A 14,094-nucleotide genomic window follows, 5' to 3' on the forward strand; every position below is an offset into this window, starting at 1 on the left:
AACGCCCGGACCGGCCAAGCCGATCCGGGCGTTCTCGTCCCACTACCTCACGGGATGAACAGCACCCGCTCCCAGTGCCACCCGCTCCCGGAATCCCACGCCTCGGTGCCCCGATCGGTGCTGCCATCCGCCTGCCCGCGGAAGTTGAACAGCTTCAGGTGCCCGCCGCCGTAGTTGTAGACGCCGCCGATGTCCGTCCGGCCGTCCCCGTCGAAGTCACCGGGCACGAACGCGCTGGACTGCAGGTACCAGTCGCCGGGGTTGCTCTCCCACCGCTTCGCGAACGGCTGCACTCCGCTCGCCGTGCCCTTGCCCACGAACAGCGCGATCCGGTTGTCGGGGTACCCGTACAGGCCCGCGACATCGGTCCGCCCGTCGCCGTCGAAGTCACCGGCCAGCAGCCGGGAGCGGTCCGGGTCCCACTGGTTCTGGCCGGTACGCCACTGCTGCGCGGGCTTGGTGTGCCCGTCGACGGTGCCGTCAGCGACGAACAGGGCCACGTCGTAGGTGCCGTAGTTGTACAGCCCGGCCAGGTCGTCGCGGCCGTCGCCGTTGAAGTCACCGGCGATGAAGGTGCTGCTGGTGCGCTCCCAGTTGTGCTCGCCGGAATCCCAGGTCACCACGGGCGCGTCCACCCCGGCCGGGTTGCCGCGGAACAGCCAGAACTTGGTCTGGCCGTTCGGGTAGCCGTAGACGGCGGTGATGTCGGTGCGGCCGTCGCCGTTGAAGTCGCCCGCGACGAACTGCGCCCGGTTCCAGTCCCACTGCCCGGCGGAGTCCCACAGTTCGCCCGCGTCCTTGAGCCCGGTCGGCGAGCCCCAGCGCACGAAGAGCTTGATGCTGCCGCCGCCGTAGGTGTAGAAGGCGCCCCAGTCGGCGAAGCCGTCGCCGTTGAAGTCGCCGTTGAGGTACTTGCCGCTGCTGATCTCCCAGTTGTTCGGGCCGGTCTGGGCCTTGGCGACGGGCGCGGCCGGGCCCTGGGCGGAGCCGTCGAAGGTGAAGGTGCCCAGGTTCCGCGGTTCGTAGTTGTAGACCGCCGAGATATCGTCCCGGCCGTCGCCGTTGAAGTCGCTGACGGTGTGCGTCTTCACCGTGGCCGAGGCGATCGTGGAGGCCGGGCCGTCACCGGCGGCGGTCACCGGGACCACCCGGTAGTGCCACACCTGCTTGGCCGGCAACGCGGTGTGCGTGAACTGCCCGTCGCCGACCGTGCCCAGCAGGTTCGCCGGGACCAGCGGCACATCCGCGGTCCGCGCGCCGTACACGCGGTAGCCGGTGGCCTGCAACGACGGCGGGTTCAGCCAGCTCAGCTTGTTGCCGTGCTGGGCGAGCGGGGTCGCGGTCAGGCCGATCAGCTGTGCTTCCAGCCAGCCGTCCAGGTTGTCCACCCTGGACTCGGTGACCGTGCGCCGGGTCTCGGTCTCGCCGACGCAGCCGCCCTGCCAGGAGGCCGCGTGCAACCCGAGCACCTCGAAGCGCCCGCCGACCTCGCGGAAGGCGGGGCCGCCGGAGTCGCCGCGGCAGACCGAGACCGAACCCTCGCCGAGCACCGACAGGGTGCTCGGCGCGGCCGATTCGACCTTGGCCGCGCCGGTCTGCAGCCGGTCCGGGGTCCACTCGGTGGCGGTGCGGCCGTAGCCGGCCAGGCGCACCGATTCACCAGCTGCGGGCGCGGTCCTGGCCACGGCGGCGGGGGTGATGCCCTCGGCCGGGGCGGAGAGCCGGACCAGCGCCAGGTTGCGGTCGGCGCGCGGGATCAGGTTGACCGCGTCCAGCACCTTGCCCGCGGTGCCCGGCAACGCGGTCCGGCCGACGGTGACCTTGGTCGGCTGCGCGGGCTTGCCGCCCTGGGCGTTCTCCGGGAAGCAGCTCTTGACGGTCAGCACCCAGTTCGGGTCGACCAGCACCCCGCTGCAGCTGCGGACGCCTGCGCCGACGTCGATCTTGGCCACGAAGCCGTAGGCGCCGTCGGCGGCGGGGGTGCCCCCGGCGATGGCGTTGGCGGGCAGGCTGGTCAGCAGACCTGCGGCCGCGATGAAGGCGAGCAGGCTGACGGCCTTGCCCGCACGATGGCGAGTCACGGTGTGGTGCCCCCAAGTCATGGGAAGTCGCTCAAAACCCCAGGAAGTGCCACCCATCCCCGTGTGGTCGGCGCGTAGATGTTCGGACATCCAGGGGGCCGCCGGTGGGCCCGGTGACAATTGTCACAGGCTGTAACAGTTAGCCTGGTCAGGGCCAGTCGGGGCCACGACGGCGGGCGGCTCTGACCTCGGTGGCGTATCCCGGCGGGAACCCGTGCCTGGCCGCCCGGTAGTCCGCGCTCTCCGGGGCGAAGGAGGCCGAGTAGTACAGGCTGACCAGCAGGCCGAGGCCCAGCGCGGGCAGCACCAGGCTCGGCGGGAAATCCAGCAGCGGATCGAAGACCAGGTAGAGCGCGAGCACGAACGGCGCGGCCTGGACCAGGGTGCGGGCCACGTGCCGCAGCAGCCAGGTCGGCGCGGTCACATCGTGCAGCACCCAGGAGTGGTACCGGGCGGGCAGGCGTGCGCCATAGGCGTAGGCCAGCCAGCGTGCCGGATTCGGCCGGTCCATGAGATTCAGGGTAGTCCGGAACTTGTTCGGTCGGCTGAACGACGAACCTGTCTGGAGATCCGCGCTACCGTGGCGAGGTGCGCGTCATGATCACCGCGGCTCCGCTGCTGGGCCACCTGTTACCGATGGTCCCGCTGGCCCGCGCTCTCCGCGAGGCCGGCCACGAGGTGCTGCTCGCCACCGCGGGCGAGGCCATGGCAGTGGCCGACCAGGCAGACCTGCCGGTCCGCGACCTCGCCCCCGGATTCAAGTTCGAGCCGATCGTCCGCCGGACCCTGCTGTGGCACCCGCTGATCGCCAAGGCGGAGATCGCGGGCAAGTCCGGCACCCGCGGCGCGGCCCTGCTCTTCGGCCACGTCAACGAGGAGATCGCGGACGGCGCGGTCGCGCTGGCCCGCTCCTGGAAACCCGACCTGATCCTGCACGAGCCACTGGCCATCGCCGGGGCGCTGGCCGCCGCGGTCGCCGGCGTGCCAGCGGTGCTGGTGGAGAACTCCCTCTTCGACGGCCTGGAACTGCTCGCCGCCACCCGGGAACGCCTGGCCAAACCCTTGCGCCGCAACAACATCGACGAACTGCCGGGGCCCGCCGCGCGGATCGTCACCGCGCCGCCCAGCCTGGTCGGCGAGCAGCCCGGCTGGCCCATGCGCTACGAGCCCTACAGCGGCGCGGGCGAGATCCCGGCCTGGCTGAGCGCCGAGGCCGACCGCCCGCGGATCGCGGTCAGCCGCAGCACCGTCGGCGGTCCCGGCGGCAACCGGCTGATGAGCGCGGTGGCAGACGCCGCCGACGGCCTGGACGCCGAGATCGTGCTGCTCCGCCCGGATCGCCGCATCCTGCGCCGGGAATCCCTGCCCGGCAACGTCCGCACCCTGGACTGGGCCCCGCTGACCAGCGTGCTCGCGCACTGCGCCGCGCTGGTGCACCACGGTGGCGCGGGTTCGGTGGCGGCGGCGCTGGCCGCGGGCATCCCGCAGCTGGTGGTGCCCGGCGCGGGCGACCGCGACCACAACGCCCGGCTGGTCGCCAAGCGCGGCGCGGGCACCGCGGTGGCCGCCAAGGACATCAGCACCGCCGAACTGCGCAGGCTGCTCACCGAACCGGGCCTCACCGAGGCGGCGCTGGCGGTGCGCAAGGAGATGGCCGCCATGCCCGCGCCCGCCACGCTGGTGCCCAAGCTGGTCGCGCTCGGCCGGTGACGCGTGGGCCCGGGTCCCCGCGCGGACCCGGACCCACGACTTTCACCGGTGAGCGTTCACGCGGTGCTCCACTGCTGGTTCGGCGCGGCGGTGCAGTCCCAGATCTGCAGCTTGGTGCCGTTGGCCGCGTTGTTGCCGGTCACGTCCAGGCACCTGTTCGACTGCGGATTGCGGATGGTCCGATCGGCCTGCACCTGCCAGAGCTGATTCGGTGCGGCGAAGCAGTCCCACAGGTGCACCGGCGTGCCGTTGGCCGTGCCGTTCCCGCTCACGTCCAGGCACTTGCCCAGCGCGCGCACGGTGCCGTCGGCGTTGATCGTCCAGCGCTGGTTGTCCGCGCCAACGCAGTCCCAGATCTGGGCCAGGGCGCCGTTGACGGTGCTGTTGTCGGCGACGTCCAGGCATTTGCCGCCCAGCCCGGTGATCTGGCCACCGGTGGGTCCGCCGCTGGGCTGTCCGGCCCAGGTGAAGGTGGCCGTGGTGCGGGCGGGCAGGGCGTAGGTGAAGGACTGGCCGCCCCAGTTGACCCGCACGTTCTGGCTGGCGCCACTGGTGTTGTAGGCGATCAGCGCCTTGGAGCCATCCGGGTTGCGCCAGGCCACGTTGCTGACCGCGGCGGTGTTGTTGGTGTCCACCCGGACCGCGCCGGGGCGGACGAACTTGGTCAGGTGGCCCATGTTGTAGTACTCAATGGTGTAGTCCACCTGGCCGTGCCGAGGGCCGCCGTTCTGCACCGTGATCAGCCCGGTGCAGGTGCCGCAACCACCGTTGTGCGGGCCCTGGTTCTGGTCCAGCCCGAGGCTCCACTTGACTACGCTGCGGGCGTGGTTGCGGGTCGGGTTGATGATGTCGGCGACCATGTCCTCGCGGTGCTGGTCGTTGATCCACTCACCGCCGGAGTGCTCGGTGCCGTACTGCTTGATGCCCGGGTACTGGTTGTGCACCTGGGTCTGGGTGGCCACATCGCCGCCGTAGCCGTGCCAGGCCACGCCGCCGAAGAGCGGGTCGTTGCGGATGGCCGGATCGTTCACCTGGGGCGCGCCGAACTCGGCCCACTTGTCCCAGTTCCAGTCCAGCACCAGGGTTTTGCTGGTGATCCCGGCCGCGCGGAAGGCGGGCCAGAGCGCGTTCTTGGTGAAGTGGATGAGGCCGTTGGCGTTCCAGTGCATCGAGGGATACCCGGCGCAGCAGGTCGGCTCGTTCTGCACCGAGACGTAGTCGATGGGCACACCGCGGGACTGGTAGGCCTGCACGTACTTGGCGAAGTACTGGCCGAAGGCGGTGTAGTACTGGGACTGCAACCACCCCTGGTGCATGTGGTTGTTGTCCTTCATCCAGCCCGGCGCGCTCCACGGCGAGGCCATCACCTTCAGCGCCGGGTTGAGCTGTTTCGCTTGACGGGTAAGGGGAAGCACGTCCGCGAGGTCGTGGTTGATAGCAAAATCGCTGACATCGCAGCAGGTGTTGTCGAAGTTGTAGTCGAAGCGGGCCAGGTCGGAGGCGCCCAGCGGGTTGCGGATGAAGGACAGTCCGATCCCCTCGGTGGGGTGGAACAGCTTCCGCATGGTGGCGTCGCGGGTGGCCGGGGTGAGCGCGCCGCTGGAGTTCATCAGCCAGGCGGCGGTGTCGGTGAAGGACGCGCCCGCGCCCTCGAACTCCTGGTAGGTCCGGCCCTCGTTGACGGTGATGGTGGTGCCACCGCTGCCGGTGCCGGGGGTGAACCGGACCGGGGCCTGCGGTTGCAGCCCCCGGGTGACGGTGCGGCCCTTGTTGGCCGTGGTCGTGGTGGTCAGTGCGATGTTGACGGTCTCCCCGGCGGCCTGCGCCTGCGGGGCCGGGGCCACCAGAGCGGTCGCGGTCAGCAACAGCCCCAACGCCGCTGCGGACCAGAACGGGACACTGCGCATGCGAAACCTCACACAGAGCGAGGGCGGCGGAGCTGACAACTGAGAACACACCTTATTTCAAGCTGTGATTTAACTGGCAGGTTGATAATCGGTCAAGACGGCGAAGGGACCCGGGTGCGCGAGAACAGTCAGACAGTGCACGACCTGCGGCGGGGCAATCGGGCAACGGTGCTGCGCAGGCTGTACTTCGACGGCCCGGTCAGCAGGCAGGAACTCGCCGCGGGCACCGGGCTGAGCCAGGCCTCGGTGAGCAACGTGGTGGGCCAACTAGTCGAGGAGCAGTTGGTCGTGGAGGCGGGCACGGTCGGTTCCGACGGTGGGCGCCCACGCGGCCTGCTCCGGGTGAACCCGCGGCAGTCCACGGTGATCGGGGTGGAGGTGGCCGAGACCTGGGTGCGGGTCAAGGCCTTCGACCTCACCCTGGCGGTGCTGGCTGAGCAGACCCTGCCGATCGAACCGGACAACCAGGACCGCGACCTGGTGATCAGCCACATCCTGACCGGCCTGGCCAAGGTCCAGGCGGCCGACAACGTCGACCCTGAGCGCATCCTGGGGGTCGGCGTCGGCGTGCCCGGCCTGGTCGAACAGGGCGCCGAGTTGCTGGTGCACGGGCACACCCCGGCCTGGCACACGGTCCCGCTGGAAACCTTGCTGCGCAAGGGAACCGACCTGCCCTTGCACATCGACAACGGCGCGAACACCATGGGCCAGGCCGAAATGTGGTTCGGCGCGGGCCGCGGCGCCCAGCACGCGGTGATCGCGCTGATCGGCTCCGGCGTGGGCGCGGGCGTCATCGCCGAGGGCAACCCCTTCCGCGGCGCGCGGCGCAGCGCGGGGGAGTGGGGCCACACCACCCTGGCGCTGGACGGCCCACCGTGTCGCTGCGGCTCCCAGGGCTGCCTGGAGTCCTACACCGGCGCCGCCGCGATCGTCGCCCGCCACCGCGCCCTGCACCCCACCCCCGATCCCTTGCTCGACGAGGAATCCGCCTTCCGCAAGGCCCTGGCAGACCCGTCTCCGCAAGCCCAGGCCCTCATCCAGGAAAGCGCCCGCTACCTGGGCGCGGGCATCGCCAACCTGATCAACCTCTTCAACCCCGAACGCATCCTCCTTGGCGGCTGGGCCGGACTCCTGCTCGCCGAGGACAACCTCCCCCTCATTCGCGACACCGCCCGCCGCTACGCCCTGCACCACCCCTTCGACGGCACCCAGATCGCCCTCTGCCAACTGGGCCCCGACGCCATCGCCCTGGGCGCCGCCACCCTCTGGGTCAACCGCTTCCTGCGCGCGGGCGGCAAGCTGACCCCTCCACTCCGGTAGACCTGGCACCACCCCCGCCCCGGGGGCACAGACCCATGGAGCGAAAACCCGTTCCCCGCCAGGCTTTGCCCATGAAGCAGGAGACTTCGGTACGCCAGGCGCTGTCCAGGGGAGCGCTGGCCAGTTCGGCGGCGGTCACCCTGGTACTGATCGCCTTCAGCGGCGGCTACGGCCCCCACCGCGACGAGCTGTACTTCATCATCGCCGGCCAGCACCCGGCCTGGGGCTACCCCGACCAGCCGTCCTTCACCCCCATGATCGCCGCACTGATGGACCTGATCGCCCCGGATTCCCTGATGGCCCAACGCTTCCCCGCAGCCATCGCGGCCGGCCTGACCGTGCTCCTGGTCGCCCTGACCGCCCGGGAACTGGGCGGCACCCGCCGGGCCCAAACCCTGGCCGCCATCGGCACCGCCCTGTCCGGCATGGTCCTGATCCCCGGCCACATGCTGCACACCACCACCTTCGACATCACCTTCACCGCCGCGGTGGTGTGGTTGCTGGTCAAGGTGATCCGCGGCGCCGACCCCAGACTCCTCCTGGCCGCGGGCGCGGTACTCGGGGTGGCCCTGCACAACAAATACCTCATCGGCGGAGTGGTCCTCTCCCTCCTCCTCGCCATCGCCCTGACCGGCCCCCGAACCCTGCTCCGCAGCCCCTGGCTCTACGCAGGCGGCGCCATCGCCCTGCTGATCTGGCTGCCCAACCTGCTCTGGCAGTTCGAGAACGGCTGGCCCCAACTGGAAATGGCCAAACACCTCAGCGAAGGCAACAGTGAACGAGGCGGTTCCCTGCTCTTCCTCGCCATGCAGGCCCTGGTGATCGGCCCCCTGCTGATCCCGCTCTGGCTGGCCGGCCTGATCCGCCTGCTCCGCACCCCGGAACTCCGTTTCCTGGGCGCCGCCTACCTGCTCCTCACCGCGGCTCTGCTCGCCGCGGGCGGCTCCGCCCTCTACCTCTTCGGCGCCTACCCGGCCCTGCTCGCCGCGGGCGCCCTGTCCGTGGACACCTGGCTGTCCAACGGAACCGGCAAACTCCGCCCCACCCTGGCAGTCACCGCCGCCACCCTGTCCGCGATCTTCATCGCACCCCTGGCCCTGCCGCTGGTCCCGGAGAGCTACCTCGACCGCATCCCGGTGGTGCAGATGAACGGCCTGACCGCGGAACAGTTCGGCTGGCCAGAACTGACCAACACGGTCACCACGGTCTACCACCGTCTCCCGTCAACCCAGCGCAAGAACACCGTCATCATCGCCGAGAACTTCGGCCAAGCCGCCGCCCTGCAACGCTACGGCCGCACCCAGGGACTCCCCAGTGTCCACAGTGGATACCGAGGTTACGCGGCCTGGGAACGCCCACCCGCCGCGGCCCGCAACGCGATCCTGGTCCAGCCCGCCAAGTACCCGGACGCCCCAGCCTGGGCCAAAAAAGCCTGCACCAACCTCCGCCAGGTAGCGGAAATCCGCAACAACCTGAACATCAAGAACAGGGAACACGGCGGCACCATCTGGCTCTGTGAGGACACCACCAAGTCCTGGGACGAACTCTGGCCGGAGATCAGCCACCTGAACTAGCGCGCCAGCGTCGAGTTGGCCCAAGTCGTACGCATAGTTGGCTCAACTGGGCGTACCACTTGGGCCAACTCGACGACTGAGGGTCCCGGGGCACATCACACCTTCCGGGCCACCCCCGCGAACGGCAGGTTGTTGATCTCCTGCTTGTCCGTCACATCCCCGACCCCGTCCGGCCGCCAGAACGCGCACCCCACCAGCCCCGGCTCCTCCAGCTCAAACCCCTCGAAGAACCGCAGCACCTCATCGTGACTCCGCACGATCGGCGCGTTCTGGGTGCGCTTGTACGCCTCCACCGCCTCATTCAGCCCGGTCGCGTTCGCATCCCCGGAAACATGTGACACCGCGAAGAAACTCCCCGGCGCCAACCGCTCGCGGTACTGCGAGATCAACCCCACCGGATCCCACTCATCCGGCACAAAATGCAGCAGCAGCAACATGATCAGCCCAACCGGCTGATCAAAGTCAATCAACTCCCGGGTCTCCGGCGCTTCCAGCACACCCTCGACGTCCCGCAGATCCGTCTGGATCACCGCCGCGTTCGGGTTGCCCGCCAGCAACATCTGGCTGTGCGCCACCGCCACCGGGTCCCGGTCCACGTACACCACCCGGCAACTGGGATCCGCCCGCTGCACGATCTCGTGCAGGTTGCCCACGGTAGGAATCCCGGAACCGATGTCCAGGAACTGCCGCACGCCGTTGTCCACCATGTGCAGCACCGCGCGACGCAGGAACGAGCGGTTCAACTGGGTGGCGCTGCGCAGGTCCGGCATGATCTTGAGGATTTGTTCGGCCAGGATTCGGTCGGCCTCGAAGTTGTGGCCGCCGCCCAGCCAGTAATCGTAGACCCTTGCCGGACTTGGCACGCTGGTGTCGATGCCCGCCGGCACCCAGTTGCGTTCCGCGGCCACGCGGACTCCCCTCCTCGACTGATTACGGAGTGCAGCTTAGGGCCGACACACCGCAATCGTTGGAAGGGTTGCTAACAGAGTCCATCCGATCGTGTGTATGTCTCTGGAGAAGCGTCGCTAACGTGACCTGCGACTACCTATTGTTAACGGCCGCACACGTTCGGTGGATGAGGTGGGTGCACATGGTCGCGGTGGTTCCCGGACGGTTGCCGCTGCTTGGTCACACGCTGTCCCTACTGCGTAAACCCCTGCCCTTCCTCACCTCGCTGCCCGCGCACGGCGAGGTCGTGCAGATCTTCCTCGGTCCGCTGCCCGTCTACATGGTGACCAGCCCGGAACTGGCCTTGCGCCTGCTCGCGATCGACGCGGACAAGTACGACAAGGGCATTGTCTTCGACAAGATGCGCCCGCTCTTCGGCGACGGCCTGGCCACCTCCAACGGCGCGTTCAACCAGCGGCAGCGCCGGATGGTGCTGCCCGCCTTCGCCCGCGGCCGGGTCGCCGCCTACGCCGAGTCCACCATCTCCTGCCTGGCCCAGGACCTCGCCGACTCCTGGACCGAGGGCCAGCAGGTCGCGCTGGACGCCCGGATGCAGGACCTGGTGCTCACCATCGCCGGGCGCACCCTGTTCGCGGCCGACCTCGGCGCCGAGGTGCTCGCCGAGATCCAGCGGTCCATTCCGATCATGCTGGAGAACGTGCTGGTCCGCGCGTTCTCGCCGCGGCTGGTGGAAAAGCTGCCCATCCCGGGCAATCGCCGCTTCGACCAGGCCGCGGCCCGGCTGCGCGCGGTCATCCCGGAGGCGATCATCACCGCGCGCACCCAGGGCGGGGATCACGGGGATCTGCTCTCGGTGTTCCTGGCCGCGCGGGATGAGGACACCGGCGAGGCCATGACCGACGAGCAGATCCAGGACGAGGTGGTCACCATCCTGACCACCGGCGCGGAGACCACCTCGGTCGCGCTGGCCTGGTTCTTCCACGAGATCGCGGTCAACCCGGAGATCGAACGCCGCTTCCACGCCGAACTCGACGAGGTCCTCGAAGGCCACCCGGTCACCTTCGAGGACCTGCCCAAACTCGAGTACACCCAGCGCATCGTCAACGAGATTCTGCGCCGCACCCCGCCGATCATCCTGATGCGCCGGGCCAGGGAGGACGTCGAACTCGGCGGCGTGCGCATCCCGGCAGGCTCGGAGGTCGCGGTCAGCCAGCACACGCTGCACCAGGACCCGCGCTGGTTCACCGACCCGGCCCGGTTCGACCCCGACCGCTGGACCCCCGAACGGATGGCCGCGCTACCCAAGGGCGCCTACATCCCCTTCGGCGCCGGCGCCCGGTTCTGCCCTGGCCACTTCCTGGCGCAGACCGAGATCGCGATGGTGGCCGCCACCATCGGCGCGCGCTGGCGCCTGGTTCCGGTGCCGGGCAAGCGGGTCTACCCGAAGGTCAAGGCGACCATGCAGCCCAACCAGCTGCCGATGACCGTCCACTCCCGGTAGTCACCTGAAAGTATCCGCCCGGCTACCGGGTGTATCGTCAGGCAGCTCCCGACCCTTTCCGATCTTGGAAGGCTCTCCCCGTGAGACTGCTACCGAAGCTGTTCGCGGTCGCGTCGGCCTGCACCCTGCTGTTCACCGGTCTGACCGCGCCCCAGGCCGCGGCCGACCCGGTCAACTGCAAGGTGCTCGACCTGCCCGTCACCGGCCCCGGTTTACTGCCGCTGCTGCCCGGTGGTCCGGCCACCGTGCAGGGCCAGCTCTGCCTGCCCAGCGGCACAACCCCGCCGGTCGTGCAGCTGCTGGTGCACGGCGGCACCTACAACCGCGCGTACTGGGACCTGCCGTACCAGCCCGAGCGCTACTCCTACCAGCGCGATATGGCCAAGGCCGGGTTCGCCACCTTCGCCGTGGACCGCCTCGGCACCGGCAAGTCCACCAAACCGCTGAGCCTGCCCATGCTGCTCTCGGCCGAGGCCGACTCCATGCACCAGGTGGTCCAGCACCTGCGCGCCGGCCGGGTCGGCGGGGTGCCGTTCCGGAAGGTGGTCATCGTCGGCCACTCGGTCGGTTCCGGCATCGTGGCCACCGAGGCCGCGGTGTACAAGGACGTCGACGCGGTCATCCTCAGCGGCATCACCCACCTGCCCGCACTGCCGGTGCTGGGCCTGGGCGCGGTGCTCGGCCTCGGCCCGGCGTTGCTGGATCCGTTGCTGGGCAAGCGCGGCAGCGATCCGCTCTGGTTCGCCACCCGCCCTGGCGCGCGCGGACCGCTGTTTTACAACTCGGCCAACGCCGATCCCAAGGTGATCGAGGCGGACGAGGCCACCAAGGACCAGGTGTCGGTGCCCGGCATGGGCACGGTCGCGGTGTTCGGCATCGTGCTGCCCACCACCCTGGGCATCAACGTGCCGGTGTTCCAGCCGGTGGGGCAGAAGGACATCCTGTTCTGCGGCCTGCTCGCGCTGCGCGACTGCACCAGCGGCAAGACGCTGCGCCCGGCCGAGGCCCCGTACTACACCCCGGCCGCCAAGCTGGAGACCTACGTGCTGCCCGGTGCCGGGCATTCCCTTGGCCTGCACAAGAACGCGCACGAGTACCGCGAGGCAACCCGGGTCTGGCTGCGCCGCACCGTGGGCGCCTGATCACCACTCGACCGGCAACCGGCGCACCCGCTCGGTGAACAGGTTGCCCGTCCTGGCCAGCTCCCCGTCCGGAATTCCCACGCGCAGCAAGGGAAACCGGGCGGGGAGCGCGGTGAACACCTCGATCAGCTGCAACCGGGCCAGCGGCGCACCCAGGCAATGCCAGGGTCCGTGGCCGAAGGCGAGCTGCGGATTGGGGGAGCGGCCGGGGTCGAACCGCAGCGGCTCGGCGAAGGCCCGCTCGTCCAGGTTGGCCCGCGCGGTGTCCAGCACCACCGCCTCGCCCGCGCCGATCGTCACCCCGTCGATCTCGATGGATTCCCTGGCGTAGCGCGCGATCCCGCTGCCCTCGGCCGCATCGGCCTCCCCCAGTCGCAGGATCTCCTCCACCGCTCCCGGCACCCCGTCCGGCCGCACCCGCAGCTGCTCCCACTGATCGCGATGCCGGGTCAGCAGCAGCACGCCCGCGTCGATCATCACCGCGGTGCTGTCATACCCCGCGAACAACAGCATCGTGGCGATCCCTGCGATGTCCTCAGTGGACAGTCCGGCGGCGGCGAGCCCGGACAGCACCCCGTCATCCGGACTGGCCCGGCGCAACTCGACCACCTCGGTCAGATACGCCGACAACTCGGCCTGTCCCGCCTCGGCCCGCGCCCGGTCACCCACATCGTCCATCTGATCCACCAGGTCCCGGAACAACTCCCGGTCCGGCACCCCGAGCAACGCGCACAACGTCCGCACCGACAACGGCGCCGACAGCATCGAGTGCAGATCGGCCCCCGGCCCGGCCGTGGCCAGCTCGTCCAGCAGCTCCGCCAGCAGCCCGCGCACCGACTCGCGCAGCACCGCCATCCGCCGCCCGGCGAAGAACGGCATCAGCGTGGCCCGGATCGCCATGTGCTCCTCGTGCTCGTGCTCATGGGAGTACAGCTCCGAGGCTGACAGCAACTGGTGATCGCCGAGCCGGGCCGCCGCGGCCGGATCCGGATGGGTCCGCCCCAGCCGCCGGTCCGCATACAGCTTCCGCACCTCCGCATGCCCGCTGACCAGCCAGGCGTCGTCCCCGACCGGCGTCCGGATCCGCCGCACCCGCGCCATCCTCATCCCCACCTCAAGTAGACCCTTCGATGTATATCTCAAGGTATACATCGAAGGGTCTACTCTGCAAGGGATGTCTGTCGACGACCGCGCCCCGACCCGGCGGCTGCCCCGCGCGCAGCGCCGCGAGCAGATCCTGGCCGCGGCCACCGAAGCGTTGTCCCGCAACGGGTTCAGTGCCACCAGCCTGGACGACATCGCCGCCGAGGCCGGGATCAGCCGGATGATCCTGTACCGGCACTTCGAGTCCAAGCACGATCTGTGCCGCGCGGTGCTGGACCGGGCCGCCGAGCACCTGCTGACCGGCGCCGAGGTGGAGGTGGGCGCGGCCAGCGTGCGGGCCCTGGTTGCCTGGGCCGCCGACAACTCCGCCGCCTTCCGGGTCCTCTTCCAGCAGGCCGCGCACGACCCGGAGTTCGCGCCGCACCCGGAGAAACTGCGCGCGGCGATGACCACCGAGGTGCACGCCCGGATCACCGAGGACATCCCGGAAAGCCCGTGGACGCAGTGGGCCGCCCGGCTGGCCACCACCGCCAGCCTGGACGCGATCAGCACCTGGCTGGACGTCGGCGCGCCCGACCCCCATCGGGCGGCCGACCGGATCACCAGCGTGATCGAGTCCGTGATCGCGACGCTCTAAACACTCACCGGCGTGTTGGCCGTTGTCGTACAGGGTGTTGGCCGAACTGGTACCACTTGGCCCAACCGGTACGCCCACTTGCGCCAACCCGGCGTACCAGTTGGGCCAACTCGCCGTCCGGAACGGCCAACTCGCCGTCCACAACGGCCAACAGTGAGGATGGGGTTGCATCCGTGAGGATGTACCCGGTGGTCCCTGGCCCTGGTCTG

General features: G+C 69.8%; 11 protein-coding genes. 6 read left to right on the forward strand and 5 right to left on the reverse strand.

The window, feature by feature from the left end; all coding sequences use genetic code 11:
* Positions 1-47: 47 nt before the first annotated feature.
* Complete coding sequence (locus ACTOWY_RS31805; protein ID WP_441313298.1) at positions 48-2,081, reverse strand: FG-GAP-like repeat-containing protein; 2,034 nt, start codon at positions 2,079-2,081, stop codon at positions 48-50.
* A gap of 148 nt (positions 2,082-2,229) precedes the next feature.
* A complete protein-coding gene (locus ACTOWY_RS31810; protein WP_441313299.1) occupies positions 2,230-2,592 on the reverse strand; it encodes a DUF5313 family protein in 363 nt (120 codons plus the stop codon).
* Between the two features lie 86 nt (positions 2,593-2,678).
* Here ACTOWY_RS31810 and ACTOWY_RS31815 point away from each other — a divergent pair, with 86 nt between their 5' ends.
* A complete protein-coding gene (locus ACTOWY_RS31815; protein WP_441313300.1) occupies positions 2,679-3,791 on the forward strand; it encodes a glycosyltransferase in 1,113 nt (370 codons plus the stop codon).
* 56 nt (positions 3,792-3,847) lie between these two features.
* On the opposite strand, the gene ACTOWY_RS31820 is transcribed toward ACTOWY_RS31815, so the two are convergent.
* A complete protein-coding gene (locus ACTOWY_RS31820; protein WP_441313301.1) occupies positions 3,848-5,698 on the reverse strand; it encodes a ricin-type beta-trefoil lectin domain protein in 1,851 nt (616 codons plus the stop codon).
* 114 nt (positions 5,699-5,812) lie between these two features.
* Between ACTOWY_RS31820 and ACTOWY_RS31825 the strand changes: the two genes are divergently transcribed.
* Both ACTOWY_RS31825 and ACTOWY_RS31830 read left to right on the forward strand, forming a co-directional pair.
* On the forward strand, positions 5,813-7,018 hold the full coding sequence (locus ACTOWY_RS31825) for an ROK family transcriptional regulator (RefSeq protein WP_441313302.1): 1,206 nt from the start codon (positions 5,813-5,815) through the stop codon (positions 7,016-7,018).
* A 71-nt stretch (positions 7,019-7,089) separates the two neighbouring features.
* A complete protein-coding gene (locus ACTOWY_RS31830; protein WP_441313303.1) occupies positions 7,090-8,592 on the forward strand; it encodes a glycosyltransferase family 39 protein in 1,503 nt (500 codons plus the stop codon).
* A 95-nt stretch (positions 8,593-8,687) separates the two neighbouring features.
* Here the strand turns inward: ACTOWY_RS31830 and ACTOWY_RS31835 are convergent, their stop codons facing one another.
* A complete protein-coding gene (locus ACTOWY_RS31835; protein ID WP_441313304.1) occupies positions 8,688-9,500 on the reverse strand; it encodes an SAM-dependent methyltransferase in 813 nt (270 codons plus the stop codon).
* 167 nt (positions 9,501-9,667) lie between these two features.
* On the opposite strand from ACTOWY_RS31835, the gene ACTOWY_RS31840 reads away from it, so the two are divergent.
* Both ACTOWY_RS31840 and ACTOWY_RS31845 read left to right on the forward strand, forming a co-directional pair.
* Positions 9,668-11,002, forward strand: a complete 1,335-nt coding sequence (locus ACTOWY_RS31840; RefSeq protein ID WP_441313305.1) for a cytochrome P450 — start codon at positions 9,668-9,670, stop codon at positions 11,000-11,002.
* Positions 11,003-11,082: 80 nt separating this feature from the next.
* On the forward strand, positions 11,083-12,144 hold the full coding sequence (locus tag ACTOWY_RS31845) for an alpha/beta hydrolase (protein ID WP_441313306.1): 1,062 nt from the start codon (positions 11,083-11,085) through the stop codon (positions 12,142-12,144).
* Here ACTOWY_RS31845 and ACTOWY_RS31850 read toward each other — a convergent pair whose 3' ends face one another.
* Complete coding sequence (locus ACTOWY_RS31850; protein ID WP_441313307.1) at positions 12,145-13,245, reverse strand: cytochrome P450; 1,101 nt, start codon at positions 13,243-13,245, stop codon at positions 12,145-12,147. It lies immediately after the preceding gene.
* Between the two features lie 73 nt (positions 13,246-13,318).
* Here ACTOWY_RS31850 and ACTOWY_RS31855 point away from each other — a divergent pair, with 73 nt between their 5' ends.
* A complete protein-coding gene (locus ACTOWY_RS31855) occupies positions 13,319-13,885 on the forward strand; it encodes a TetR/AcrR family transcriptional regulator (protein ID WP_441313308.1) in 567 nt (188 codons plus the stop codon).
* Positions 13,886-14,094: the final 209 nt, after the last annotated feature.

Source organism: Crossiella sp. CA198, assembly GCF_052078295.1.
In the GTDB taxonomy this organism is placed as follows: domain Bacteria; phylum Actinomycetota; class Actinomycetes; order Mycobacteriales; family Pseudonocardiaceae; genus Crossiella.

Excerpts from the sequence above, each read along its gene's own strand:
- ACTOWY_RS31810 (WP_441313299.1), bottom strand. The coding sequence starts at position 2,592 with ATGGACCGGCCGAATCCGGCACGCTGGCTGGCCTACGCCTATGGCGCA.
- ACTOWY_RS31815 (WP_441313300.1), top strand. The coding sequence starts at position 2,679 with ATGATCACCGCGGCTCCGCTGCTGGGCCACCTGTTACCGATGGTCCCG.
- ACTOWY_RS31820 (WP_441313301.1), bottom strand. The coding sequence starts at position 5,698 with ATGCGCAGTGTCCCGTTCTGGTCCGCAGCGGCGTTGGGGCTGTTGCTG.
- ACTOWY_RS31830 (WP_441313303.1), top strand. The coding sequence starts at position 7,090 with ATGAAGCAGGAGACTTCGGTACGCCAGGCGCTGTCCAGGGGAGCGCTG.
- ACTOWY_RS31840 (WP_441313305.1), top strand. The coding sequence starts at position 9,668 with ATGAGGTGGGTGCACATGGTCGCGGTGGTTCCCGGACGGTTGCCGCTG.
- ACTOWY_RS31850 (WP_441313307.1), bottom strand. The coding sequence starts at position 13,245 with ATGGCGCGGGTGCGGCGGATCCGGACGCCGGTCGGGGACGACGCCTGG.
- ACTOWY_RS31855 (WP_441313308.1), top strand. The coding sequence starts at position 13,319 with ATGTCTGTCGACGACCGCGCCCCGACCCGGCGGCTGCCCCGCGCGCAG.